The 24,611-nt window shown below is 63.1% G+C and carries 19 protein-coding genes; 9 read left to right on the top strand and 10 right to left on the bottom strand.

The annotated features are described in order from the left end of the window. Nucleotides 1–72: 72 nt before the first annotated feature. From rpmG to AC1D2G_RS18845, 8 genes are all read right to left on the bottom strand, one after another. Nucleotides 73–240, bottom strand: coding sequence for a 50S ribosomal protein L33 (rpmG, locus tag AC1D2G_RS18880; RefSeq protein ID WP_006201775.1), 168 nt, complete (start codon nucleotides 238–240; stop codon nucleotides 73–75). A 154-nt stretch (nucleotides 241–394) separates the two neighbouring features. Continuing rightward, nucleotides 395–853, bottom strand: a complete 459-nt coding sequence (locus AC1D2G_RS18875) for a YqfO family protein (protein WP_457152723.1) — start codon at nucleotides 851–853, stop codon at nucleotides 395–397. A gap of 118 nt (nucleotides 854–971) precedes the next feature. Next, complete coding sequence (locus AC1D2G_RS18870) at nucleotides 972–2,150, bottom strand: MFS transporter (protein ID WP_477415858.1); 1,179 nt, start codon at nucleotides 2,148–2,150, stop codon at nucleotides 972–974. A gap of 23 nt (nucleotides 2,151–2,173) precedes the next feature. Further along, nucleotides 2,174–2,914 (bottom strand): NUDIX hydrolase, encoded by a 741-nt coding sequence (locus AC1D2G_RS18865; RefSeq protein ID WP_477415856.1) that lies wholly within the window; start codon nucleotides 2,912–2,914, stop codon nucleotides 2,174–2,176. A gap of 86 nt (nucleotides 2,915–3,000) precedes the next feature. Beyond that, complete coding sequence (locus AC1D2G_RS18860) at nucleotides 3,001–3,447, bottom strand: DUF983 domain-containing protein (RefSeq protein WP_477415854.1); 447 nt, start codon at nucleotides 3,445–3,447, stop codon at nucleotides 3,001–3,003. Beyond that, nucleotides 3,447–5,753 (bottom strand): ribonuclease R, encoded by a 2,307-nt coding sequence (gene rnr / locus AC1D2G_RS18855; protein ID WP_477415852.1) that lies wholly within the window; start codon nucleotides 5,751–5,753, stop codon nucleotides 3,447–3,449. The genes AC1D2G_RS18860 and rnr overlap by 1 nt, the downstream gene beginning before the upstream one ends. Before the next feature lie 6 nt (nucleotides 5,754–5,759). Next, the gene (gene topA, locus AC1D2G_RS18850) at nucleotides 5,760–8,396 is read right to left on the bottom strand and encodes a type I DNA topoisomerase (protein ID WP_477415850.1); all 2,637 of its coding nucleotides are present in this window, start codon (nucleotides 8,394–8,396) and stop codon (nucleotides 5,760–5,762) included. 364 nt (nucleotides 8,397–8,760) lie between these two features. After that, nucleotides 8,761–9,138, bottom strand: a complete 378-nt coding sequence (locus AC1D2G_RS18845; RefSeq protein WP_477303771.1) for a COG4315 family predicted lipoprotein — start codon at nucleotides 9,136–9,138, stop codon at nucleotides 8,761–8,763. 180 nt (nucleotides 9,139–9,318) lie between these two features. On the opposite strand from AC1D2G_RS18845, the gene AC1D2G_RS18840 reads away from it, so the two are divergent. From AC1D2G_RS18840 to AC1D2G_RS18825, 4 genes are all read left to right on the top strand, one after another. Then, nucleotides 9,319–10,065, top strand: coding sequence for a cytochrome c biogenesis CcdA family protein (locus tag AC1D2G_RS18840; RefSeq protein WP_184873922.1), 747 nt, complete (start codon nucleotides 9,319–9,321; stop codon nucleotides 10,063–10,065). 153 nt (nucleotides 10,066–10,218) lie between these two features. Continuing rightward, on the top strand, nucleotides 10,219–11,577 hold the full coding sequence (gene glmU, locus AC1D2G_RS18835) for a bifunctional UDP-N-acetylglucosamine diphosphorylase/glucosamine-1-phosphate N-acetyltransferase GlmU (RefSeq protein ID WP_477415848.1): 1,359 nt from the start codon (nucleotides 10,219–10,221) through the stop codon (nucleotides 11,575–11,577). 175 nt (nucleotides 11,578–11,752) lie between these two features. After that, nucleotides 11,753–13,576 (top strand): glutamine--fructose-6-phosphate transaminase (isomerizing), encoded by a 1,824-nt coding sequence (gene glmS, locus AC1D2G_RS18830; RefSeq protein WP_477227334.1) that lies wholly within the window; start codon nucleotides 11,753–11,755, stop codon nucleotides 13,574–13,576. 181 nt (nucleotides 13,577–13,757) lie between these two features. Next, complete coding sequence (locus AC1D2G_RS18825) at nucleotides 13,758–14,510, top strand: DUF502 domain-containing protein (protein WP_095085130.1); 753 nt, start codon at nucleotides 13,758–13,760, stop codon at nucleotides 14,508–14,510. Here AC1D2G_RS18825 and recG read toward each other — a convergent pair. Further along, complete coding sequence (gene recG / locus AC1D2G_RS18820; protein WP_477415846.1) at nucleotides 14,462–16,570, bottom strand: ATP-dependent DNA helicase RecG; 2,109 nt, start codon at nucleotides 16,568–16,570, stop codon at nucleotides 14,462–14,464. The genes AC1D2G_RS18825 and recG overlap by 49 nt on opposite strands. A gap of 92 nt (nucleotides 16,571–16,662) precedes the next feature. Here recG and AC1D2G_RS18815 point away from each other — a divergent pair, with 92 nt between their 5' ends. The 5 genes from AC1D2G_RS18815 to AC1D2G_RS18795 all read left to right on the top strand — a co-directional run bounded on the left by AC1D2G_RS18815 (nucleotide 16,663) and on the right by AC1D2G_RS18795 (nucleotide 23,022). After that, the gene (locus AC1D2G_RS18815; protein ID WP_095085128.1) at nucleotides 16,663–16,950 is read left to right on the top strand and encodes a succinate dehydrogenase assembly factor 2; all 288 of its coding nucleotides are present in this window, start codon (nucleotides 16,663–16,665) and stop codon (nucleotides 16,948–16,950) included. Nucleotides 16,951–17,021: 71 nt separating this feature from the next. Beyond that, nucleotides 17,022–20,519, top strand: a complete 3,498-nt coding sequence (gene mfd, locus AC1D2G_RS18810; protein WP_477415844.1) for a transcription-repair coupling factor — start codon at nucleotides 17,022–17,024, stop codon at nucleotides 20,517–20,519. A gap of 167 nt (nucleotides 20,520–20,686) precedes the next feature. Further along, entirely contained in the window at nucleotides 20,687–21,025 is a 339-nt protein-coding gene (locus AC1D2G_RS18805) for an Mpo1-like protein (RefSeq protein ID WP_457153370.1), read from the top strand. Continuing rightward, nucleotides 21,022–21,456 (top strand): DUF3995 domain-containing protein, encoded by a 435-nt coding sequence (locus AC1D2G_RS18800; RefSeq protein ID WP_477415842.1) that lies wholly within the window; start codon nucleotides 21,022–21,024, stop codon nucleotides 21,454–21,456. The genes AC1D2G_RS18805 and AC1D2G_RS18800 overlap by 4 nt, the downstream gene beginning before the upstream one ends. A gap of 192 nt (nucleotides 21,457–21,648) precedes the next feature. Next, nucleotides 21,649–23,022 (top strand): class II 3-deoxy-7-phosphoheptulonate synthase, encoded by a 1,374-nt coding sequence (locus tag AC1D2G_RS18795; protein ID WP_095085126.1) that lies wholly within the window; start codon nucleotides 21,649–21,651, stop codon nucleotides 23,020–23,022. A gap of 119 nt (nucleotides 23,023–23,141) precedes the next feature. Here the strand turns inward: AC1D2G_RS18795 and AC1D2G_RS18790 are convergent, their stop codons facing one another. Then, nucleotides 23,142–24,212 carry a GGDEF domain-containing protein gene (locus AC1D2G_RS18790; protein WP_477227331.1) on the bottom strand — a complete coding sequence of 357 codons (1,071 nt, stop codon included), beginning with the start codon at nucleotides 24,210–24,212 and terminating at the stop codon, nucleotides 23,142–23,144. Nucleotides 24,213–24,611 lie beyond the last annotated feature (399 nt).

Raw genomic sequence — 24,611 nt, 5'->3', positions numbered from 1 at the left:
TGCCGTCCGATGGTCCTGCAAACGAAAACGCCGCCCATTGGGCGGCGTCTCGGCATTTTAGGAGAAACCAGATTACTTGATCTTGGTTTCCTTGAACTCGACGTGCTTCTTGGCGACCGGGTCGTACTTGCGGAACGACAGCTTGTCGGTCTTGGTGCGGCTGTTCTTGCTGGTCACGTAGAAGAAACCGGTGTCGGCGGTCGACAGAAGCTTGATCTTGATGTTTGCGGCTTTGGCCATGATTTCAGTCCGTTATGTTCGTGGGGTTTTGGCCGCTGGAGCACGGGGAAACACCCGGACGCGGGAAACTTGGCGCGACACATAAAGAACGTGCCTGGAAAGTCAAGCCCGGCGAAGCTTGTACCACCCGCCGGAGCAGGCCAGTAGCCTCAAATCATGCGCTTTCTCTCGCGGGCGCCCCAACCTTCTTCCAGTCTCCGGTGGTGTTCCACCAGCGATTCGGATTGGCGCGGTCGTCCAGCCCCTTGGAGCGGCTGGCCAGGATCGGCTGGATGCGGATCACCGGCTCCTGGTAGGAGTGCGCCTGGAAAATAGCCTCAACGACGCGCGCGGCCAGCACCTGGTCGTCGGGCAGTTCGAACGAAACCTCGACTGTGCCGGGGCGACGCCGCAACTCGGTCTCGGCGCCGGCGGCCGCCCCGTCGAGCGGCCTGTAGCGTTCGATGCCATGTGCCGACTGGTAGGCGTTGCGGTCATATTTGCCCATCGCCAGCGGCGCTATCGCCACCACCGCATCCATGATGCGGTCGACATCGGCGGCCGGCGCCTGAAAGGTCACCAGCAGGAGCAATGTCATTCGCAACGAAGTGGTTTCAAAGCCGCTGTCGATCATGGGAGAATCCTCAACTTCAGATATTTTGAGGGAACCTTATAACCGGAGGCTGCTGACACGGTTCTGTCAGCAGCCTGTCGTGTCGCCGCGTGAAATGCAGGCTGGAAGCAGCGTGGCGCTACAGGAGGATCTTGCGGACCAGCCTGACGCTGACCAGGCCGATGTAGGCGGCGAAGAACAGGCCGAGCGACCAGCCGAAGCCAGATGGACCGAACGCATCCATGCCGATGCCGATCGCTTGCGGACCGAGCACCATGCCAACGCCGTAGCAGAGCACGAAGGCGGCGTTGGCCGACGCCAGCTCGTGGCCGGAGAGCTGCGAGCCGAGATGGGCAAGGCCGATTGTGTACATGGCTGCAACGACACCGCCCCAGACGAACAGAAGGGCCGCCATCAGGTGCCAGTTCTGCGCAAAGCAGGGCATGAAGACCGTGCCGGCAAGGCCGACAGTGGCGCAGGCAATCAGCAGATAGCGGCGGTCGCTGACGCGGTCGCTGATCATGCCGATCGGGATCTGCAGCAGCACATTGCCGAGGCCGATCATGGTCAGGAGAAGGGCTGCGTCGGCCTCGGAGTAGCCGATGCGGTTGCCATAGACCGGGAACAACGCAAAGCCGCCGGTTTCGACGGCGCCGAACACCAGCACGGCGGCGGTTGCCGACGGCACCAGCCAGATGTAGCGCAGGAAATTGCTGGTTTCGCCATCGGAAGCGATGGTCGGGCTCTCATTGCGCGCCGCCAGCACCGGAATGGCGGCCAGCGTCACCAATGCGATGATGACGCCGAATGGCCTGAAGCCCGAACTGCCGAGATGGGCAAACAGCCACGGTCCCGCAGCAAAGCCGAGCGACAGGACAGTGGCGTAGATGCCGAGCACAAGGCCACGCCGATGCGGCGGCGCCGAGGTGCTGATCCAGAATTCCGACAGGATGAACAGCACCGTCAGAGCGATGTGCAGCACAATGCGCAGCGGAAACCACATCCAGAAATCCGGTGCGAAGTGGAAGCCGACGAAGGCCAGGGCGCCGGTGGCAATCATGGCAATCATCGTCCAGGCCACGCCGAAGCGCATGGCGAGTGGTGTCGCCAGCGGGGCACCGGCGATCGAGGCCAGGCCGGCGACGGCCGTGTTGAGGCCGATCATCGACGCCGAATGGCCGCGCGTTTCGAGAATGACGCTGAGCAGCGGCATACCGAGGCCGATGGCGATGCCGACGACGCTGATCGACGAGATCGCCGCCACCATCGGCAGCCAGTGTACGCGTTCGTCGCCCTGTGGTTGGGTATCGACCGTCATGGGATGTCTAAATACTCGATGTTCTACAGAATTTCGCGGGTGAAGCGGTTGCGGACTAGCCGGTAGAAGGGCACAGGACCGCCCGGACGCAACTGCGGATCATGGGCGAGGCGCTTTTCGAGCTCGTCCAGGATCGTTCGGGTGATGTCGGGTATGTCGGCTTCCCTGGCCTTGGCCAGCGGCAGCCAGACCAGTTCTTCGAGTTCATTGGTCGGGCCGCCACCCGGCAGTTCGACGGCGACGTCATCGCGCCAGGCGCTGAAGAAACGTGTGTCGAAGCGGCGCACCCGGTTGGGTGGCGTGATGGCGCGCGCGACGAAGCGCAGCATGTCGAGAGAGGGTTGCACGCCGTGTTCGGCAAAGCCCTGCCAATCGGGTCTGGCGGTGGCGAAAGCACCTTTGCGGCCGATCAGCAGCCCGGCTTCCTCATAGGTCTCGCGAATGGCCGACAAGGCAATGGCGCGGGCCCGCGCAGCGCTTGTACGGCCCGGCCCGGCGATCAACTTTGCCTCCTGCTCCGGATGCAAAGCGGCGGCGACCGCGATGCGGCTGTCGGCCGGATCGGTGCGGCCGCCGGGAAAGACGAACTTGCCTGGCATGAAGGCGTGGCCGGCATGACGACGGCCCATCAGGACCAGCACCTCGTCGCCCTCGCGGTCGAGCAGGATCAGGGTCGCCGCGTCGCGCGGACGAATTGGCTGGTCGCTGTGTGCGATCATGCTCCGCTCGATCCTGTCGACTTCCGCCTTGGTCATACCGTCCATGCGCAGGACCTAGCGGAAACTTCTGGCAAGCGAAAGTGGCCTTTCACGGTCGGTATGTTGCACCAGCGAGCGCAGCCAACTTTGACCTAGACCCCGGGATGGGGGTCGATCACGTCATGCTCGCCGCCGAATCCGTGCATATAGAAGGCCCATTGCAGTCCGATGACGGCACCCTTGACCGGCTGTAGCAGCCCCACCGCCAGAATGATGGTCAGCGGTACCCAGATGGCGATGTGTTGCCAGGTGGACAGTGTCGATGTCGCCTCGACGGCCATGAAGGCGCCAAGCACGATGTGGCCGACGATGACGATGACGAGATAGGCTGGAAGGTCGTCGGCGCGGTGGTGGTACAATTCCTCGCCGCAGACGCTGCATTTATCGACGGTCTTGGTGAAGGCGCGAAACAACTTGCCTTCGCCGCAATGCGGGCAGCGGCCGAGCATGCCGCGTTTCATCGCCGTCCACAGCGGGCGGGCGGCCCGACCCGAGTGATGTTCGCCGCCGAAAACCTGGTCTTCCATGGCTGTTGCCATCATCTTCTCCTGCCACGCGAACCCGGTCGCGATTGCGACGCGCGGGCGCGGCCCTTGGCCTTGTGAAACGACCGCTTGGAACCTGGCAAAGGCTTCGGGTCGGTCAACATCTCGAAGCGCATCGCGCCGGCCATTGGTGCCACCTCGACGAGCCGGACCTCAACGCGGTCCGCGAGCTGGTAGCCTTTGCCCGAACGTTCTCCGAACAGGGAGCGGGCCGCTTCGTCGTATATATAGTAATCGCCATTCAAAGTTGACACCGGGATGAAACCATCTGCGCCATACTGCGGCAATTGGACAAATAGTCCCGATTTGGTGACGCCGGAGATGCGGGCGTCGAACCGGTCGTCGATGCGCTCGGCGAGATAGGCGGCGATCAGCCGGTCGACTGTATCGCGCTCAGCCGCCATTGCGCGCCGTTCCGTGGCTGAGATCAGCACGCCAATGTCTTCGAGCCGTGCCTCCTCGTCCTGCGTCAGCCCGCCCGGACCGAGGCCGAGTGCGGCGATAAGTCCGCGATGCACGATCAGGTCGGCGTAGCGGCGGATCGGGGAGGTGAAATGCGCGTAGCGCCTGAGGTTGAGGCCGAAATGGCCGATGTTCTTGGGCGAATATTCAGCCTGGCTCTGGGAGCGCAGCACCACCTCGTTGACCAGACCTTCATTGTCGGCGCCGCGCACGCCCTCCAGAATGCCGTTGAACTGGCTTGGCCGCATCTGCGCGCCGCGCGCCAGCGACAGCCCGAGCGTCTGAAGGAATTCGCGCAGCGATTCCTGCTTGGCCAGCGAAGGCGCGTCATGGACGCGGTAGACCAGCGCCTGCTTCTTCGCCTCCAGCGTCTCGGCCGCGGCAACATTGGCCTGGATCATGAATTCTTCGATCAGCTTGTGAGCATCGAGCCGCTCCGGAACGATGACGCGATCGACTGTGCCATCGGGCTTGAGCAGGATCTTGCGCTCGGGCAGGTCGAGCTCGAGCGGCTGGCGGCCGTCGCGGCCACGCTTCAGGATCGCATAGGCGTCCCACAGCGGCTTCAGCACGGTGTCGAGGATCGGACCGGTCTTGTCGTCCGGCACGCCGTCGATCGCCGCCTGGGCTTGTTGGTAGGCAAGTTTTGCCGCCGACTTCATCATCACGCGATGGAAGGAGTGCCGGAGCTTGCGGCCGTCGGCCGAAAAAACCATGCGCACCGCCAGCGCCGGGCGGTCCTGCCCTTCGCGCAGCGAGCAGAGATCGTTGGAGATGCGCTCGGGCAGCATCGGCACGACGCGATCCGGGAAATAGACCGAATTGCCGCGTCTCAGCGCTTCGCGGTCGAGTGCCGTGCCATAGCGGATGTAGGCGGCGACATCAGCGATCGCCACTGTGGCGACCACACCGCCAGGGTTCTTCTCGTCGAGATCGGGGGTGGCGAAAACGGCGTCGTCGTGGTCTTTGGCGTCGGCCGGATCGATGGTGACCAGCGGCAGGTCGCGCCAGTCTTCGCGGTGATCCATCGTTGCAGGCTTGACCGCTTCGGACTCGGCGATGACGTCGGCTGGAAAAATATGCGGAATGTCATGCGCGTGGATGGCGATCATCGAGACCGCCTTTTCGCTGGTCAGCGAACCCAGCACGTTGAGCACCTTGGCTCTCGGCAGCCCATAGCGGGAGGCGCGCGCCGGCTCGACCTCGACGAGGTCGCCGTTCCTGGCGCCGTTCTGGAATTCCTTGTCGACGATCAGTTCGGGCTGGCGCCGCTCGACCGGCTCGATGCGGAAGGTGCCGTCCTGCAGGATGCGAAAGACACCGAGAACCGCATCGCTGCGCTTCTCGAAGATCTTCATCACCCGCCCGGTATAGGCGGGGCCTGTCGCTTCGTTGGTTGGAAAGGTCTTGGCCAGCACGCGGTCGCCGATGCCGGGCGCCGGGCCGTTGCCGCTGCGCGAGATCCGGATGGAGACAACGGGTGGCTCACCAGTGCCGACGGCTTCCGCTGGATGCGCCAGCAAAATGCCGTCGCCGTCACGGCCAAAGATATCGAGCACGGCGACATGGGGCAGGGCGCCAACGCGGGCGAGTTTTTTGCGCTCCTTGGTCAGGACGCCTTCGTCCTGCAGGTCGCGCAAAATATCCTTCAGCCAGATGCGGTCGTCGCCGCGCAACGCGAACGCCTTGGCGATGTCGCGTTTGCCGGCGCGATCGGGATTTTCGGCGATGTAGCGCAGGATTTCGTCACGCGAGGGCCGATAGTCGTCCTTGACCTTGGCCCTCGTGTCGGCGGTGCGCGGATCGCCGTGGCTTCTACCGGTGATCCTGCGCGCCACGCCGTCCTACCCTTTTTTCTTCGCGGCCGGCTTCTTGCCCGCCGTTTTCTTGGCCGTCGTCTTTCCGGTTGCCGGCGCCTTGGCCGCTGCCGCCTTGCGGAACGGCTTCTTGCCGCCGCCGCCCTTGGCTTCCTTCTCGGCTATCAACGCCAGCGCGTCCTCAACCGTCACCGATTGCGGATCCTTGCCCTTGGGCAGGGTGGCGTTGACCTTGCCAAAATTCACGTAAGGCCCGTATTTGCCGTCACGCACGACGATCTTGCCGCCGCCATCGGGATGGTCGCCAAGCTCCTTCAAGGCGGCGGCTGTGCCGCCATTGCGCCCGCCCTTGCCCTTCAACTGCTTCTCGGCGATCACCGACACGGCGCGATTGAGGCCGATCGAGAACACGTCCTCGATGCTGTCGAGATTGGCGTATGTGCCGTCATGCAGCACGAACGGACCGTAGCGGCCGAGGCCGGCCGAGATCATCTTGCCGGATTCCGGGTGCTGGCCGACATCGCGTGGCAGCGACAGCAGGGCGAGCGCCTTCTCGTGGTCGATGGTTTCAGCCGTCCAGCCCTTGGGCAGGCTGGAGCGCTTGGCCTCCTTGCCGTCGCCGCGCTGCAGATAGGGGCCAAAGCGGCCGCTGCGCAGCGTGATTTCCTCTGACGTATAGGGGTCCTTGCCGATGACCTTTGTGCCGTCCTCGCCATTGCCGTTCTCGCCATTGGGGTTGGCGGCGTCGCCGAGCTGGCGGGTGAAGGAGCATTCGGGGTAGTTCGAGCAGCCGACAAAGGCGCCGAACTTGCCAAGCTTCAGCGACAGATTGCCGGTGCCGCATTTCGGGCAGATGCGGGGGTTCGAGCCGTCCTCACGCGTGGGAAACACCAGCGGGGCCAGTTCTTCGTTGAGTGCGTCGAGCACGTCGGTGACGCGCAATTCCTTGATGTCGGCGACGGCGCCCGAAAAATCCTTCCAGAAATCGCGCAGCACGTCCTTCCAGGCGAGCTTGCCGTCGGAGATCTCGTCGAGCTTCTCCTCGAGCGAGGCGGTGAAGTCGTATTCGACATAGCGTTCGAAGAAGCTTTCGAGAAAGGCCGACAGCAAACGGCCCTTGGCCTGCGGCACCAGCCGGCGTTTGTCGATGGTGACGTAGTCGCGGTCCTCGAGCGTCTTCAGGATCGCCGTGTAGGTCGACGGCCTGCCGATACCGAGCTCTTCCAGCTTCTTGATCAGCGAGGCTTCGGAGTAACGCGGCGGCGGCTCGGTGGTGTGCTGGGTGGCGTTGATCGCCTGACGGGCAAGCTGCTCGCCGGCGCGGATTTCCGGCAGGCGGCGATTTTCCTCGTCTTCCGTATCGTCGTCCTTCTGGTCGGTGTAGGCAGCGATGAAGCCGTCGAAGCGAACGACCGAACCGATGGCGCGAAGCTCGGCGGTGCGGGGGCCGTTGACGGCCTCGATCTCGGCCGTGGTACGTTCGATCTCGGCCGGCTGCATCTGGCTGGCGATGGCGCGCTTCCAGATCAACTCATAAAGCCGCATCTGGTCGGAATCGAGATATTGCCTGACTGAAGCTGGGGTGCGCATGAAGTCCGTCGGGCGGATCGCTTCGTGCGCTTCCTGGGCGTTCTTGGCCTTGGTGGTATAAAGGCGCGGCTTTTCCGGAAGGTATTTGGGCCCGAATTCCTTGGCGATGGCGTCGCGGGCGGCCGAGATCGCCTCCGGCGCCATCTGCACGCCGTCGGTTCGCATATAGGTGATCAGGCCGGTCGTCTCGCCGCCGATTTCCATGCCTTCATAGAGGCGCTGCGCCACCTGCATGGTGCGGCTGGCCGAGAAGCCGAGGCCCGATGAGGCGGCCTGCTGCAGCGTCGAGGTGGTGAAGGGCGGGCCGGGATTGCGCTTGGTCGGCTTGGCTTCGACCGTCACCGCCTTGAAGGTCGCGCCGTCGAGCATCGACTTGATGTCATCTGCCTGCGCCTTGTTCGAAATGTCGAGCTTTTGCAGCTTCTTGCGATCGAAGGCGGTCAGCCGGGCTTCGAAGTTCTCGTTGCGCGGCGTGCCGAGGAGGGCAGCGATTTGCCAGTATTCCTCGCGGATGAAGCGTTCGATCTCGGATTCGCGGTCGCAGACCAGGCGCAATGCGACAGACTGGACGCGGCCGGCGGAACGGGCGCCCGGCAGTTTGCGCCACAGAACCGGCGACAGCGTGAAGCCGACGAGATAGTCGAGAGCCCGGCGCGCCAGATACGCATCGACCAGCGGCGCATCGATCTGGCGCGGATTGGCCATCGCTTCCAGCACCGACGACTTGGTAATGGCGTTGAAAACGACGCGGCTGACCGGCTTGTCCTTCAGCGCACGCTTCTGCTTCAGCACTTCCAGCACGTGCCAGGAAATGGCTTCACCCTCGCGATCAGGGTCGGTCGCGAGGATCAGGCCATCGGCATCCTTGACCGCCTTGGCTATGTCGGCAAGCCGCTTGCCCGAGGCGGTGTCGACCGCCCAGGACATAGCGAAATCCTCGTCCGGACGCACCGAGCCATCCTTGGCCGGCAAATCGCGGACATGGCCGAACGAGGCCAGAACCTTGTAGTTCTTGCCGAGGTATTTGTTGATTGTCTTTGCCTTGGCCGGCGATTCGACGACGACGACGTCCATGAGGTCTCATATCAGCTGTGATGCGGCAGAAGAATTCCGCTGCGCGCGACGAAATCTCGTTCTATTTGCCGCTCACATGGCCGCGCTTTTGCATCTGGTCAAGGGGAAGTGCCCAAATTGCAGGGCTGTCCGCAGCAATACACTCTTAGAGTGTATGGAGAAAATCACAGTATTCCGGGAAAGGGAGATGGCAGTCCGAGTCAGCGGAAACGAGCCGATTCATTTTACTGCCGAGTCGAGGAAAGCCGGCCGGGTATCGCAGGGGTAGACGCTATGAGAGCTTGTTTGGTGCCAGCCGCCGGGTTTGGAGGGATACCCGGCAGCCAGCCGAAGTCCCGCCAGCGGCAGGACCCGGATTGAGAACTCAGTCGGCCTTGACGATGTGCCAGACCTCGCCGACACCGTCGCCGGTCACATCGCCGGCCTTCTTGTCCTTGATGAAGGTATAGACCGGCTTGCCATCATAGGCCCACATCTTGGTGCCGTCGGTGCGGTCGACGACGCTCCATTCGTCATCCGCCTTGGCGCCGGCCTCGGCCTTCAGCGGCGGCCAGTTGGTGGCGCACTTGTCGTAGCAATTGGTCTTGCCCTTCTCATCCTTGTCATAGGTATAAAGCGTCATGCCGTTGGCGTCGGTGTAGATCTTGGTGCCATTGACCTCAGCTTCCTTCCACGCCTCGGCGGCGAAGGATGCGGCGGTGCTCAGCAAAAGCGCGGCCAGCCCTACGGTTATGGTTTTCATGGAAATCTCCCTGGCTGATATCTGGAGGCGCGCGGGAAATCGCGGCCTCGCTGTATCAACGCTTGCGAGCCGGCGTTTCTTCCCCGACCTGCACATGCCGCGACGACTTGCCACAAAATGGTGATTGGTGGAGAAGCAAGGTCGAGCCTATATCGGCGCCGGAACGGTCGGAGCTTTGGAATGGCATTGGACATCGGCTATGTCAGCGCGGTCGGGGCGGGAGCGATCTCGTTCCTGTCACCCTGCGTGCTGCCGCTGGTGCCGCCCTATCTCTGCTATATGGCCGGCGTCTCGGTCGACGATTTTCGTGGCAATGCGGGCGTGACGGCTCGTGAGGGCGCGCGCGGCGCGCTGCTCTATGCCTCGATCGCCTTCGTGCTCGGCTTCTCGACCGTGTTCGTCGCGCTCGGCGCCGGCGCCTCGACCATCGGCCACTGGCTGAGGGTCTGGCAGGAGCCGCTGGCGATGGCCGCTGGCGTGCTGATCATCCTGATGGGCCTGAATTTCCTCGGCATCTTGCGCATTCCGCTTTTGTCGCGCGAGGCGCGCTTCCAGTCGCAGGGCAAGCCGGCAAGTGCGATCGCCGCCTATGTCATGGGACTGGCTTTCGCGTTCGGCTGGACGCCCTGCATCGGCCCGGTGCTGGGGCCGATCCTGACGCTGGCCGGCGGCCGCGAGACGGTGGGCGAGGGCGCGCTGCTGCTCGCCGCCTATTCGCTTGGCCTCGGCATCCCGTTCCTCATCGCGGCGCTGTTTTCCGGCGCCTTCATGCGCTTCCTCGGCAAATTCCGCGTCCATCTCGGCCGCGTCGAGAAAGCCATTGGCGCGCTGCTGGTCGTCGCCGGGGTGTTTTTCCTCACTGGCGGCGTACAGACCGTATCCTACTGGCTGCTCGAGAATTTCCCGGTGCTCGGACGACTGGGGTGATCCCCTTGCCTAAGATGCGAAAGGCGCGGAGTGGGCTCGCTGATTAAGAGTTAGCTGCTCTACCATCTCACCGGAATTTAACCGCATTGGTGCAGCAAGGCGCCACTGCTATCCTGTCTTGATTCCCAACCCTTTTCATATGGTTGTTCACCCATGAGCCAGAGATCCTGCCTGTCCGTCATCCTCGCCGCCGGCGAAGGCACGCGCATGAAGAGCACGCTGCCGAAGGTGCTGCACCAGATCGCCGGGCTGCCGATGGTCGCCCATGTGGTGAAGGCGGCCGAGGCCGCCGGTGCTGGGAGCCAGGCGCTGGTGATCGGTCATGGCGCTGACGAGATGCGCAAGGCAGCCGCGAAATTCGCGCCGAAGGCCGAGACCTTCGTGCAGGAAAAGCGCCTGGGCACCGCGCATGCGGTGCTTGCCGCGCGTGAAGCGATATCAAAGGGTTACAACGATATCCTGGTGATGTTCGGCGACACACCGTTGATCGACGCCGACGCGCTCACCGTGGCGCGGCTGAAACTGGCGGAAGGTGCTGCCGTCGTGGTCATCGGTTTCCGCCCGCCCAATCCGACCGGCTATGGCAGGCTGATCGAAAAAGGCGGCAAGCTGATTGCCGTCCGCGAGGAGAAGGACTGCAGCGCGGAGGAAAGGAAGATCGGCTTTTGCAATGCCGGCATGATGGCGGTGGCCGGCAGCCAGGCGCTGACGCTGCTCGATGCGGTCGGCAACAAGAACGCCAAGGGCGAGTACTATCTCACTGACATCGTCGAGATCGCCACCGCGAAAGGCCTCGATGTCGTGGCCACCGAGACCAGCTTCGAAAGCGCGCTCGGCATCAACAACCGCGCCGAACTGGCGCAGGCCGAAGGTATCTGGCAGGCGCGCCGCCGCCACGAGGCGATGCTGTCGGGCGTGACGCTGATCGCGCCGGAGACCGTGTATTTCTCGCATGATACCGAAATCGGCGCCGACACGATCGTCGAGCCCAATGTCTGGTTCGGTCCGGGTGTGAAGATCGCCACCGGCGCCAAGATCCATGCCTTCAGCCATTTCGAGGGTGCCACCATCGCCTCGAATTGCGAAGTTGGGCCATTCGCTCGGCTGCGACCCGGGGCCGATCTCAGGAACAAGGCCAAGGTCGGCAATTTCTGCGAGGTCAAGCAGGCGACCATCGAGGACGGCGCCAAGGTCAATCACCTGACCTATATCGGCGATGCCCGCGTCGGCGCGGGCGCCAACATCGGGGCCGGCGCCATCACCTGCAATTACGACGGCTACTCGAAATTCTTCACCGACATCGGCGAGGGCGCCTTTATCGGATCGAACTCCTCTCTGGTGGCGCCTGTCACCATCGGCAGGCGCGGCTACATCGCGTCGGGCAGCGTCATCACCGAAAGCGTGCCGGACGATGCGCTGGCCTTCGGTCGCGCCCGCCAGAAGACCATTCCTGGCAAGGCCAAGGAATTGCGTGAGCGCTTTGCTTCGGCCGCGGCCGCGAAGAAAAAGTAAAACCGGCCGGCAAAAAACCGAATGATTGCAGTAACCGGATTGCAAGAGCGGTCTGTCATGGTGCATGCGTACAGAAGCGTTCCGTTACACGGGGCGAAATGCAATGTGACTTTCGCGGCAGGCCGGCCATCCCTAAATAGTGCTGGTTTTCCATGGGGAATTGGGGGCTGTCTGCATGTGCGGTATCGTTGGAATCGTCGGCCACTCGCAGGTTGCGCCGCTCATCGTCGACGCGCTGAAACGGCTCGAATATCGCGGCTATGACTCGGCCGGCGTCGCCACCATCGAACATGGTCAGCTTGCACGCAGGCGCGCCGAAGGCAAGCTGATCAACCTCGAACGTCGGCTCAAGGACGATCCGCTCGATGGCACGATCGGTATCGGCCACACGCGCTGGGCAACGCACGGTGTGCCCAACGAGACCAATGCGCATCCGCATTTTTCCGACGGCGTCGCCATCGTCCACAACGGCATCATCGAGAACTTCGCGGAATTGCGCGACGAGTTGAAGCGTGACGGCTACAGCTTTTCTTCGCAGACCGACACCGAGGTCGTCGCCCATCTGGTGGCGCGCGAACTGGCCAGGGGGCTGAAGCCGGTCGAGGCCGCGCACCAGGCGCTGAAGCGGCTGGAAGGCGCCTTCGCGCTGGCCATCATGTTCAAAGGCGACGAGGACCTGATCGTCGGCGCCCGTAATGGCCCGCCGCTGGCTGTCGGCCATGGCGACGGCGAGATGTTCCTGGGTTCCGACGCCATCGCGCTCGCCCCGTTCACCAATTCGATCACCTATCTCGAAGATGGCGATTGGGCGGTGGTGCGCCGCGACGGCGTCACGATCTTCGACATCGACGGCAACAAGGTCGACCGCAAGCGGCAGCAGTCGCTCTCGACCAGCTTCATGGTCGACAAGGGCAACCGGCGCCATTTCATGGAGAAGGAAATCCATGAACAGCCCGAAGTGATTTCGCACACGCTGGCGAATTATCTCGACTTCGTTGGTGGCGTGTCCAAGCCGCTCGACCTGCCGTTCGATTTTGCCAAGATCGACCGGCTGGCGATTTCGGCCTGCGGCACCGCATATCTCGCCGGCCTGATCGGCAAGTACTGGTTCGAGCGCTACGCGCGGCTGCCGGTCGACATCGATGTCGCCTCCGAATTCCGCTATCGCGAAATGCCGCTGTCCGCGAACGATGCCGCCTTCTTCATCTCGCAATCTGGCGAGACCGCCGACACGCTGGCCTCGCTGCGCTATTGTCGCAAGGCGGGGATGAAGATCGGCGCGCTCGTCAATGTCCGTGAATCGACCATGGCGCGCGAATCCGACGTCGTGCTGCCGACGCTCGCCGGCCCGGAGATCGGCGTTGCCTCGACCAAGGCCTTCACGTGCCAGCTTTCGGTGCTGGCATCGCTTGCCGTGCGTGCCGGCGTGGCGCGCGGCACGATCTCGCGTGAGCAGGAAAAGACCTTTGTGCGCGAGTTGTCGGAGGCGCCGCGTTACGCCAACCAGGTGCTGAAGCTCGACCATCAGATCGAAAAGATCGCGCGCGACCTCGCACACTACAAGAACGTGCTCTATCTCGGCCGCGACACCAATTTTCCGCTGGCCATGGAAGGCGCCCTAAAACTCAAGGAAATCTCCTATATCCACGCCGAGGGCTATGCCGCGGGCGAGCTGAAGCATGGGCCGATCGCGCTGATCGACGAGAACATGCCTGTCATCGTCATCGCACCGCACGACCGCATCTTCGAAAAGACCGTGTCCAACATGCAGGAAGTGGCGGCGCGCGGCGGCAAAATCATCCTGATCACCGACAGCAAGGGCGCGGCACTCACCAGCGTCAAGACAATGGAGACGATCGTGCTGCCGGACGTGCCGGAAATCATCTCGCCGATCATCTACGCGCTGCCGATCCAGATGCTCGCCTATTTCACCGCCGTGTTCATGGGCACCGATGTCGACCAGCCGCGCAATCTGGCGAAATCGGTGACGGTGGAGTAGGCGCCCCCTTCCAAAAACCTTCGCAGTCCAAAGCGCCTTCCGGTTCACAGAAGCCGCTGTGATGGTATTTGCATCACAGCTGCTCTTTTTCTTTTTTTGCATGATCTTTTTCCGAAAACCGGTTCCCACTTTTCGGGATCATGCTCTAATGTTGCGCTGCAACCCGTGTCCCCGGTGACCCATGTCCGATGCGCCCAAGACCTCTGGCATGACCCGGCTGAGGAACTATTTCCTCACGGGCTTCGTCGTCTGCGCGCCGCTGGCGATCACCGCCTATATCGCCTGGTCGTTCATCGGCTGGGTCGATTCCTGGGTAAAGCCCTATATTCCGGCACGCTATAGCCCCGACAGCTACCTGCCGTTTCCGGTCCCGGGGTTTGGACTGATCGTCGCGCTGATCCTGATCACGCTGATCGGTTTCCTGACGGCCAACATTGTCGGCCGCGCCATCGTCAATTTCGGCGAGCGCCTGCTTGGCCGCATGCCGCTGGTGCGCGGCATCTATGGCTCGCTGAAGCAGATTTTCGAGACCGTGCTGTCGAACAAGGGCGACATGTTCCGCCAGGTCGGTTTGGTCGAATATCCGCGCAAGGGCGTCTGGTCGCTGGTGTTCGTCGCCAGCGAGAAGGAAACCGAGATCAACCAGAAACTCGACCAGGAAGGCGACCCGCTGATCGCCGTGTTCATGCCTTGCACGCCGAACCCGACCACCGGGTTCCTGATGTATGTGCCGAAGTCCGACATCGTGCTGCTCGACATGACGATCGAGGACGGCGCCAAGCTGATCGTCTCCGCCGGGCTGGTGGCGCCCGAAGTCAAGCCGATGGTCGTCGTGAACGGCGAGCCGATCGATGTGCTTGCCAACCCATCGGTTGCCGCCTTGGCTCAGCCGGCGCGCAGGAGCCGGACGGCTTCGTCGCGGCCGAACAAGTAAAGCAGCAGGCGCAACGCTTCGCCACGCTCGGATTGCAGCTCCGGGTCACGTGACAGGACAAGCCTGGCATCGTCGCGAGCGGCCTCCAATAGATCGGCATGGGCCTCGATGCGCGCCACCTGGAAACCCGGCGTGCCGGACTGGCGGGTGCCCAGAAGCTCGCCTTCGCCGCGCAGCTTCAGGTCTTCTTCGGCGATCAGGAAACCATCCTCGGTCTCGCGCATCACCGACAGCCGGCGTTTTGCGGTCTCGCCGAGCGGGTCCTTGTAGAGCAGCACGCAGGATGACTTGATGTCACCGCGCCCGACGCGACCGCGCAACTGATGCAACTGGGCAAGGCCAAAGCGCTCGGCATGTTCGATGACCATGACGGTGGCGTCCGGCACGTCGACGCCGACCTCGATGACCGTGGTGGCGATCAGGATGCGTGTCTCGCCCTGCTTGAAGGCGCGCATTGCTTCGTCCTTGTCGGCACCCTTCATGCGGCCGTGGACGAGGCCGATGCGATCGCCGAAGAGCGGTTTCAGGGACGCAAAACGGTCCTCGGCCGACATCAGCTTGATCTCTTCGGATTGCTCGACCAGCGGACAGATCCAGTAGATCTTCTGGCCGCCGGCGACAGCTTCGACCATGCGGCCGACCAGCTCGTCGAGCCGCTCGAGCGGCAGCGTGACGGTGCGGATCGGCTGGCGGCCGGCCGGCTTCTCCGTCAGCTTCGACACGTCCATGTCGCCGAAGGCGGTCAGCACCAGCGTGCGCGGGATGGGCGTGGCCGTCATCACCAGCATGTCGGGCGCGTCGCCCTTGGCGGTGATGGCAAGCCGCTGGTGGACGCCGAAGCGATGCTGCTCGTCGATGACGGCGAAGACCAGATCGTGGAAGGTGACCGTCTCCTGGAACAGCGCGTGGGTGCCGACGACGATGTCGATCTCGCCGCTCGCCAGGCCGGCCAGTGTGTCGGTGCGCTCGCGGCCTTTCTCGCGGCCGGTGAGGATTGCGATTCTCAAACCGACCTTGGCGGCAAGCGGAGCGATCGTGGCCAGATGCTGGCGCGCCAGGATCTCGGTCGGCGCCATCAGTGCTGCCTGGCCGCCGGCCTCGACCGCACGCGCCATGGCCAGCAGCGCAACGACCGTCTTGCCGGAGCCGACATCGCCTTGCAGGAGCCGCAGCATGCGTTCGGGATCGGCGAGGTCGGCATTGATTTCGGCGAGCGCGAATTCCTGGCTCGCGGTCAGCGAGTAGGGGAGTGCAGCGCGCAGTTTCTCGACGATGCTGCCGTCGCCGACCAGAGGACGGCCGGACAGGCGGCGGATTTTTGCCCTCACCAGCGCCAGCGAAACCTGGCCTGCCAGCAACTCGTCGTATGCGAGGCGCCGCCACGCGGCACCATCGATGGAGACATCGATCGGGTCGGCCGGATTGTGGATGCGGGCGAGCGCATCGCCAAAGGTGGGAAAGGTGTGCCGGCGCATGAACGCGCCGTCCTGCCATTCGGCGAAAGTGGGCAAGCGCGTCAGCGCCTGGCCGATCGTCCGGCGCAGCACCTTGCCCGAGAGCCCGGCGGTGAGCGGATAGACGGGCTCGACCAGCGGCAGGTTTTCCGCTTCGCTGGCCAGCGCGATGTGGTCGGGGTGGACCATGGTCGGGCGGCCGTTGAACCATTCCATGCGACCCGAGACCACGACATGCTCGCCCTCGGGCATCGCCTTTTCGAGATAGGAGGCATGGGCATGGAAGAAGGTCAGCGCAATCTCGCCGGTATCGTCATGGGCGTAGACCCGGTAGGGCACCGACCTGTTGCCGCGCGGCGGCGGCTGGTGGCGGTCGATGCGCACCTCAAGCGTGACGATCGAGCCTTCGGCGGCGAGTGCGATGCCCGGGCGGTTGCGACGGTCGATGACGGTGTGCGGCAACACAAACAGAAGGTCGCCGGCGCGCGCGGCGCGATCACCGAGATCGGCCGTGACGACTTTCTCGATCAGCGCGCCAACCTTCGGTCCGACGCCGGCAAGCGAGGTGATCGGGACGAACAACGGATCGAGGATGGAAGGACGCATGATGTCAGCTTATGTCGCGAGGGCCGCAGCGCAAGGCTGACAGCCTCTTCTATCCACGCTATATGCGCCGCAGCAAGTGAGGATGCGGCACAATGACCGGGACGACGAGATCAAGCGAGGGGCTGGACGCCCGCCGCCGCAAGCTTCTGTTTCGCTCCTGGCATCGGGGCATGCGCGAGATGGACCTGATCCTCGGCACCTTCGCCGACGCCGAGATCGGCGCCTTGACCGGCGAGGAAATTGACCAATATGAGAGGCTCCTCGACATTCCCGACACCGAATTCCTGCCCATGGTCACCGGCGAACGCCCGGTTCCCCGGGACATAGACTGCGCCGTCCTGCAGAAGATCCTGGCTTTCCGCCATTCCATGACATTCTGAACACAAGCAATTCCAGGAAAAGTGCGAAGCGGTTTTCCGCCCGGAGTTGCGACAAACAAGACCGTGATTTCATGAGCCTCATTCCCACCATCGGTCTGCCGAAAGGCCGCGCCGGCCAGTTCATCGTCGATGGCGTCGCCGACGGCTATGAAGCCTTTGCGCTGGTGCAGGCGGCACTGGAGATCGCGCCGGACAAGCCGGTTCTGTTCGTGGCGCGCGACGGCCAGCGCCTGCCGGCGATCATCGAGGCGCTGTCCTTCGCGGCGCCCGGCCTTCCTGTGCTGGAACTGCCGGCCTGGGATTGCCTGCCCTATGACCGGGTCTCGCCCGGCTCGGACGCCGCCGCCAAGCGGCTCGATGCGTTGACCGCCATGATCGCGCTGGCGAAGAAACCACACCGCGCCGTCATCTTGACCACCGCCAATGCGTTGCTGCAGCGCATCCCGCCGGCCGACCTGGTCGAGGCACAGACGTTTCATGCTAGGCCCGGCAACCAGATCGACATGAATGCGCTGGTGTCGCGGCTGGAGACGTCCGGTTTCGAACGCGTGCCGACCGTGCGCGGCATCGGTGAATTCGCCGTGCGCGGCGGCATTCTCGACCTGTTCGCGCCCGGCTGGACCGAGGCGCTCAGGCTCGATTTCTTCGGCGACACGCTGGAATCGATCCGCGTGTTCGACGCCGCCACGCAACGCACCACCGGCCAACGCAAGTCGATGGCGCTACAGGCGATGAGCGAAGTGGCGCTGACGCCGGAATCCATCAGCCGTTTCCGCCGCTCCTATATCGAAGCCTTTGGCGCGCCCCAGCGCGACGACGGGCTCTATGCGGCGGTCAGCGAAGGGCGACGCTTCGCCGGCATGGAGCACTGGCTGCCGTTCTTCTACGAACGGCTGGAGACCGTGTTCGACTATCTGCCGGACACGCCTGTTGTGTTCGACCATCTGGCGCATGAGGCGCTGGCCGAGCGTCACACGCTGATCCTCGACCACTACGAGGCGCGCAAGAAGCAGGCCGACGGCGCATTGAAGGATGCGGTGCCCTACAAGCCGGTGCCGCCGGACCTGCTCTACCTCTCGCCGGAAAACCTGATTGCTTCGCTCGGGCCGCGCGAAGCGATCGATTTTACGCCCTTCGACGCGCCCGATGCCGGCGCCAAGAAAGTGTTCCATGCCGGCTCGCGCCACGGCCGCAGTTTTGCTGGCGAACGCGCCGACCCCAGCATCAATGTCTTCGATATCGTCGTCAAGCATATCGCCGACGAGCGTGCTGCGCGCCGCCTTATCGTCATTGCCGGCTGGACAGAAGGCTCGCTCGACCGGCTCGGACAGATCCTCAGCGAGCACCATCTCGGCAATCTCAAGCAGGTCGCCACGCTGGCGGAGGCGGAGCAACTCGAGCCGGGGCAGGCGGCATTGGCCGTGCTGCCGCTGGAATCCGGTTTCGAGACCGAAAGACTGGTCGTCGTCGCCGAACAGGACATTCTCGGCGACCGGCTGATCCGGCGCTCGAAGCGCAAGAAGCGCGCCTCGGACTTCATCGCCGAAGCCTCGGCGCTGTCGGCCGGCGACATCGTCGTCCATGCCGACCATGGCATCGGCCGCTTCATCGGCCTGCGCACCATCGAAGCGGTTGGCGCCCCGCATGACTGCCTGGAAATCCACTACGCCGGCGACGACCGGCTGTTCCTGCCGGTCGAGAACATCGAGCTTCTGTCGCGCTACGGTTCGGATTCGGCCGAGGCGACCTTGGACAAACTCGGCGGCGGCGCCTGGCAGTCGCGCAAGGCGCGGCTGAAGAAACGCCTACTCGACATGGCCGGGCAACTGATCCGCATCGCCGCCGAACGGCAGATGCGCGCCGCACCGGCATTGGTTCCGGCCGAGGGCCTCTATGGCGAGTTCGCTGCCCGCTTCCCCTATGAGGAGACCGACGACCAGCAGACGGCGATCGACTCGGTTCGGGACGATCTGGGCGCCGGCAAGCCGATGGACCGGCTGATCTGCGGCGATGTCGGATTCGGCAAGACGGAAGTGGCGCTGCGCGCCGCCTTCATCGCGGCGATGGAAGGATTCCAGGTCGCCGTCGTGGTGCCGACGACGCTGTTGTCGCGCCAGCATTTCAAGACGTTTTCGCAGCGCTTTTCCGGCCTGCCGATCCGCGTCGCCCAGGCGTCGCGGCTGGTCGGCGCCAAGGAGCTGTCCGAGACCAAGAAGGGCATCGCCGAGGGCCAGGTCGACATCGTCATCGGCACCCATGCGCTGCTTGGGTCCGCGATCTCGTTCAAGAACCTTGGCCTGTTGATCATCGACGAGGAGCAGCACTTTGGCGTCAAGCACAAGGAGCGGCTGAAGGACCTGAAGACCGATGTGCATGTGCTGACGCTGTCGGCGACACCGATTCCGCGCACGCTGCAATTGGCGCTGACCGGGGTGCGCGAGCTGTCGCTGATCGCCACGCCGCCGGTCGACCGCATGGCGGTGCGCACCTTCATCTCGCCCTTCGATCCGCTGGTCATCCGCGAGACGCTGCTGCGCGAGCGCTATCGCGGCGGCCATTCCTTCTATGTCGTTCCGCGCATTAGCGACCTGGCGAAAATCCATGATTTTCTGAGAGAATCCGTGCCGGAGCTGAAAGTGGCGGTGGCCCACGGCCAGATGCCGCCGGGCGAACTCGACGACATCATGAATGCCTTCTACGACGGCCAGTACGATGTGCTGTTGTCGACAACCATCGTCGAATCCGGTCTCGACATCCCGACCGCCAACACGCTGATCATCCATCGCGCCGACATGTTCGGCCTGTCGCAGCTCTATCAGCTGCGAGGCCGGGTCGGCCGCTCGAAGGTGCGCGCCTATGCGCTGTTCACGCTGCCGGCCAACCGCAAGCTGACCGACACGGCCGAGCGCCGGCTGAAGGTGCTGCAGTCGCTCGACACGCTGGGCGCCGGCTTCCAACTGGCCAGCCACGATCTCGATATCAGAGGCGCCGGCAATCTTCTCGGCGAAGAGCAGTCCGGCCACATCAAGGAGGTCGGCTTCGAGCTCTACCAGCAGATGCTGGAGGAGGCCGTCGCCGAGGTGAAGGATTCCGGCGAAGTGCAGGATGGCGGCTGGTCGCCGCAGATCGCAGTCGGTACGGCGGTGATGATCCCGGAAAGCTATGTGCCGGACCTGCAGCTCAGGCTGGCGCTCTACCGCCGCCTCGGCGACCTCGAAAACACCGAGGAGATCGACGCCTTCGGCGCGGAGCTGATCGACCGGTTCGGCCCGCTGCCGGAAGAGGTGAAGCATCTCTTGAAGATCGTCTTCATCAAGGCGCTCTGCCGCAGGGCCAATGTCGAAAAGCTCGACGCCGGGCCGAAGGGTGTCGTCATCCATTTCCGCAAACGCGAATTCTCCAACCCGGTCGGCCTGGTCCAGTTCATCGGCGAGCAGGGTTCACTGGCCAAGATCCGGCCCGACCACAGCGTCGTGTTCGTGCGCGACTGGCCGACGGCCGAGAAGCGGCTGGCGGGTTCGGCCGTCGTCATGACGCAGTTGGCACGGCTGGTAGACAAGGCGGCGTAGCGTCCTCGCTGCACGGCCTGGCAGAAGGGGCGGAAGTAACCGACACGAGGGGATCAGGCGGCATCTGCCGGAAAGATGTGCGACGATTGGAGCCATTGAAGTATTTCGGCCGATGGCTTGAGATGGTCTTGCAATTTATCAATGCCGGAAGCTGAAGGGGAACAAGCATGGATCCTCAAACCTTCGATGAATACTGGCTCGGCTATCTTGCCGGCCATTCGCGACCCTCGACGCGGCTTGTTCATTATCTCGGTCTGTTTTTCGCTCCGATCGCCGGGATCGCCGTATCTTTCTTCGTGGTCTGGTGGGCTTTTCTGATCATCATTCCCTTCTTTTATCTCGCTGCCCTGCTTACGCACCCTTTGCTCGAGCACAACAGCAACAAACCGTTCGCCGATCGGCCTCTGTGGAGTGCCATCGCGCTGCTGCGGATGCTGGCACTCGACCTGACCGGTGGCCTCGGCCGCCAACTCCGTCGACTGGATGGGGCCGCTCGACAGGCATGACGATTGCAGTCAGTGCGATCTGCTCGGCGATCCTTTTGTTTGCCTCGGGATTTCACTTCTATTGGGGTTTTGGCGGCCGCGTCGCCACAGATGTGGCGCTACCGCAACGCGAAGACGGCAGCCCGGTCATCGAAACAACCGCCTTGGGCGCCATCGCGGTCGCCCTGGTTCTGGCACTGGTGCTTTTGCTCGTCCTTGGATTTGCAGGGATAGTCCACCTGCCGCTGCCGCAATCGTGGCTAAGGGCAGGGACCATGCTTTGGGCGGTAATCTTCGCCGCTCGAGCGTTGAGTTGGTCCCGGTATGTCGGATTGTTCAAGCGGATCAGAACGACGCGTTTTGCCAGATACGATACTTGGTTCTACAGTCCGCTTTGCCTGGTGCTGGGGCTGGGTTTTTTCTACCTGGGGCTGATGGACACCGCGCCATGATCGAACAGCCTCCGTTCGCCAGGCGGCCAAATCCGGTCTAGAATAGGAAATCGGCTTCGTGTATGGAGCCGCGATCCCCAAATGGGGTGGATCGGCGGGCGACGGCGCTCGCTTTGTTGTTTGACGCAATTCCGGACGGAAACCGTTTCACGCTTTTCCTGGAATTGCTCGGAAAGAGCTTTGGGTGCAGCGATGACGAAATGGTCGCCGAATTCGTGGAGAGCGATGCCGATCAAGCAGGTTCCAGCCTATCCGGACCTTGCTGCGCTGAAGAACACGGAAGCCCAGCTCGCCACCTTTCCTCCGCTGGTTTTTGCAGGTGAGGCGCGCAAGCTGAAGAAGCAGTTGGCGGCTGTTGCTGCCGGTGATGCGTTCCTTCTCCAGGGCGGCGATTGCGCCGAGAGTTTTGCCGAACATGGCGCGGACAACATCCGTGACTTCTTCCGCGTCTTCCTGCAGATGTCGGTGGTGCTGACCTTCGCCGGCGCGCAGCCGGTGGTCAAGGTCGGCCGGGTTGCTGGCCAGTTCGCCAAGCCGCGCTCGTCCGACAACGAGACCAAGGGCGATGTGACGCTGCCGAGCTATCGCGGCGACATCATCAACGGCATCGAGTTCGACGCCAAGTCGCGCATTCCAGATCCTGCCCGCCAGGAGATGGCATACCGCCAGTCGGCGGCGACGCTCAACCTTCTGCGCGCCTTCGCGCAGGGTGGCTATGCCAGCCTGGAGAACGTGCATAGCTGGATGCTCGGCTTCGTGTCCGACAGCCCGCAAGGCGAGAAGTACGGTGAACTCGCCAACCGCATCACCGAGACGATGGACTTCATGAAGGCCGTCGGCATCACCTCGGAAACCAACTATGCATTGCGCGAGACGGATTTCTACACCAGCCACGAGGCGCTTCTGCTCGGCTATGAGGAGGCCCTGACCCGCGTCGATTCGACATCCGGCGACTGGTACGCCACGTCGGGTCACATGATCTGGATCGGTGATCGGACGCGCCAGCCCGACCATGCGCATGTCGAATATTGCCGCGGCATCAAGAACCCGCTTGGCCTGAAGTGCGGCCCCTCGCTGACGCCGGATGGGTTGCTGGAACTGATCGACCTGCTCAACCCCGAAAACGAACCCGGCCGGCTGACGCTGATCGCGCGATTCGGCTCGGACAAGGTCGCCGACCATCTGCCGAAGCTGGTGCGTGCGGTGCAGAAGGAAGGCCGCAGCGTGGTGTGGTCGTCGGACCCGATGCATGGCAACACGATCGAGGCCGCCGGCTACAAGACGCGGCCGTTCGACCGCATCCTGAAGGAGGTGCAGACCTTCTTCGAGGTGCATCGCGCCGAAGGCACGCATCCTGGCGGCATCCACGTCGAAATGACCGGCAAGAACGTCACCGAATGCACCGGTGGCGCCCGCGCCATCACCGCCGATGAATTGCAGGATCGCTACCACACGCATTGCGATCCACGTCTCAACGCCGACCAGGCGATCGAACTGGCCTTCCTGGTCTCTGACCTGTTGAAGAAGAGCCACCCGGTGCAGCACAAGCAGGCCGTTAACGGCTAAGCTTGATTTCGGCCTGAACGTTGATGGAAAAAAGCGCTGGAGAAATCCGGCGCTTTTCTTTTTCAGCGTCCGCGTTCCCAGCGCAGGCCGGCGAGTCCGGGCCGAGGCCGAGGGGGCGCTCAGTCCTTCTTGTAGAGCAGCCAGCTCTTGCCGGCGCGGCCGGCCATCGTCGAATGCCTGGTGACGCGGTTGCGGCCGCTGACCTTGGAGCGATACAGCGCCCGGTCGGCCTTGGTGTACAGATCCTCCGGCCCCTCGGCTTCGGATGCCATGCAAATGCCCATCGAGACGGTGACGGTGCCGTAGTTCGTGCCGGTCTGGCTGCTGGTGAACGGCGTCTGCTCGATCAGGGCGCGGATGCGCTCCGCGATCTCGTAGGTTGCGTCCTCGCTGGCGCCCTCGATGATCAGCGCGAACTCCTCGCCGCCAGTTCGGGCGACGAACATGTCACCGCGAATGCTGGTCTGGAAGATGTCGGCGATGATCTGGATGATCTTGTCGCCGACCGGGTGGCCGTAGCGATCGTTGATGTCCTTGAAGCGATCGATGTCGGCAAGGATCAGGGCGTTGAACAGGATACCCTTGTTGCTGTTGTAGATCCTGGTGATTTCCTTGTCGAAGGCGCGGCGGTTCCAGATATGGGTCAACGGATCGGTGTCGGCCAGCCGCTTGTATTCCTCAAGCTTCGACTTGACGCTCTCGAGTTCGGCCGTCTTGTCGCTAAGCGTCGAGGCCACCTGCCGGCCGTGGTCGATCGTCGAATTGGTGGCAATCGTCATGGCGTTGGCGATCTTCTGCAAAAGATCCTGGGAGAGAAGGCTGCGGTTGCTCAGTCCGCTCGATGTCTCGTCGAGGATCCTGCCGTATTTCTCGATGTGGCTGCGCTCGCTCCTCAACAGCGAAGCGACCTCCTCGAGCTCCCTGGCAATCACCTCTCTGGCATGCTCGACGATGCCGGGGCCGTGGTTGTGGGCAAAAAAGGCGCGGCCGATCTGGTCCAGTTCATCCTGTGTCGGCCGGTTGCTCAGCGAAACAACGGCAAGGCTGAGCTCGCGATTGGTGCCGCTCAGTGCCTCGTAGAAAATCTCGTAGTTGCGGGGAAGGCCGAGCACGCCCAACTGGCGCATTGTGGCGACGACAGTGGCCGCGATATCGGTGCTTCGTTCGGTTGGGACAGCTGCCGCCTGCATGTTCTGATCACTCTTCCCCTTGGATCCCGCCGCAGAACTTTGGGGGTTCCATTTGTCGCCAACCGGGGAAGACTACCCGATAATCCAGAACAACTTGCGAACAGACGCGTCCCCACCTGCGACATTCGCTCGCCATGACCATAAATGCAGGAGCGCTAAAGTTTCCTTAATTCGCTGAGGTTCCACGGTTTTTCTATCTCTTGTGTGCTGTGGAGGCTGCAATTTGCGCACCAACAATCCGGGATGAACGCCAGTTTGGTGGGTTTGAATGCGAAATTCGCGCATAACGCGCTGCAAAAAGTGAAACTGGATTCGGCTTCGCCACACCAGCAAATGTCGCATTTGCTTGCGTATGGCTGCCACAAAGCTGGAATCCTGACGACGAAGCCATGCCAGGCA

The sequence above is a fragment of the Mesorhizobium sp. P2_C7 genome (assembly GCF_056404515.1).
This window is presented reverse-complemented; position numbering and strand designations above follow the sequence as displayed.

Bases quoted from the DNA above. Each gene is read 5' to 3' on its own strand.
- rpmG (WP_006201775.1), bottom strand. From the start codon at position 240: ATGGCCAAAGCCGCAAACATCAAGATCAAGCTTCTGTCGACCGCCGAC.
- AC1D2G_RS18875 (WP_457152723.1), bottom strand. From the start codon at position 853: ATGATCGACAGCGGCTTTGAAACCACTTCGTTGCGAATGACATTGCTC.
- AC1D2G_RS18870 (WP_477415858.1), bottom strand. From the start codon at position 2,150: ATGACGGTCGATACCCAACCACAGGGCGACGAACGCGTACACTGGCTG.
- AC1D2G_RS18865 (WP_477415856.1), bottom strand. From the start codon at position 2,914: ATGGACGGTATGACCAAGGCGGAAGTCGACAGGATCGAGCGGAGCATG.
- AC1D2G_RS18860 (WP_477415854.1), bottom strand. From the start codon at position 3,447: ATGGCAACAGCCATGGAAGACCAGGTTTTCGGCGGCGAACATCACTCG.
- topA (WP_477415850.1), bottom strand. From the start codon at position 8,396: ATGGACGTCGTCGTCGTCGAATCGCCGGCCAAGGCAAAGACAATCAAC.
- AC1D2G_RS18845 (WP_477303771.1), bottom strand. From the start codon at position 9,138: ATGAAAACCATAACCGTAGGGCTGGCCGCGCTTTTGCTGAGCACCGCC.
- AC1D2G_RS18840 (WP_184873922.1), top strand. From the start codon at position 9,319: ATGGCATTGGACATCGGCTATGTCAGCGCGGTCGGGGCGGGAGCGATC.
- glmU (WP_477415848.1), top strand. From the start codon at position 10,219: ATGAGCCAGAGATCCTGCCTGTCCGTCATCCTCGCCGCCGGCGAAGGC.
- glmS (WP_477227334.1), top strand. From the start codon at position 11,753: ATGTGCGGTATCGTTGGAATCGTCGGCCACTCGCAGGTTGCGCCGCTC.
- AC1D2G_RS18825 (WP_095085130.1), top strand. From the start codon at position 13,758: ATGTCCGATGCGCCCAAGACCTCTGGCATGACCCGGCTGAGGAACTAT.
- recG (WP_477415846.1), bottom strand. From the start codon at position 16,570: ATGCGTCCTTCCATCCTCGATCCGTTGTTCGTCCCGATCACCTCGCTT.
- AC1D2G_RS18815 (WP_095085128.1), top strand. From the start codon at position 16,663: ATGACCGGGACGACGAGATCAAGCGAGGGGCTGGACGCCCGCCGCCGC.
- mfd (WP_477415844.1), top strand. From the start codon at position 17,022: ATGAGCCTCATTCCCACCATCGGTCTGCCGAAAGGCCGCGCCGGCCAG.
- AC1D2G_RS18805 (WP_457153370.1), top strand. From the start codon at position 20,687: ATGGATCCTCAAACCTTCGATGAATACTGGCTCGGCTATCTTGCCGGC.
- AC1D2G_RS18800 (WP_477415842.1), top strand. From the start codon at position 21,022: ATGACGATTGCAGTCAGTGCGATCTGCTCGGCGATCCTTTTGTTTGCC.
- AC1D2G_RS18795 (WP_095085126.1), top strand. From the start codon at position 21,649: ATGACGAAATGGTCGCCGAATTCGTGGAGAGCGATGCCGATCAAGCAG.
- AC1D2G_RS18790 (WP_477227331.1), bottom strand. From the start codon at position 24,212: ATGCAGGCGGCAGCTGTCCCAACCGAACGAAGCACCGATATCGCGGCC.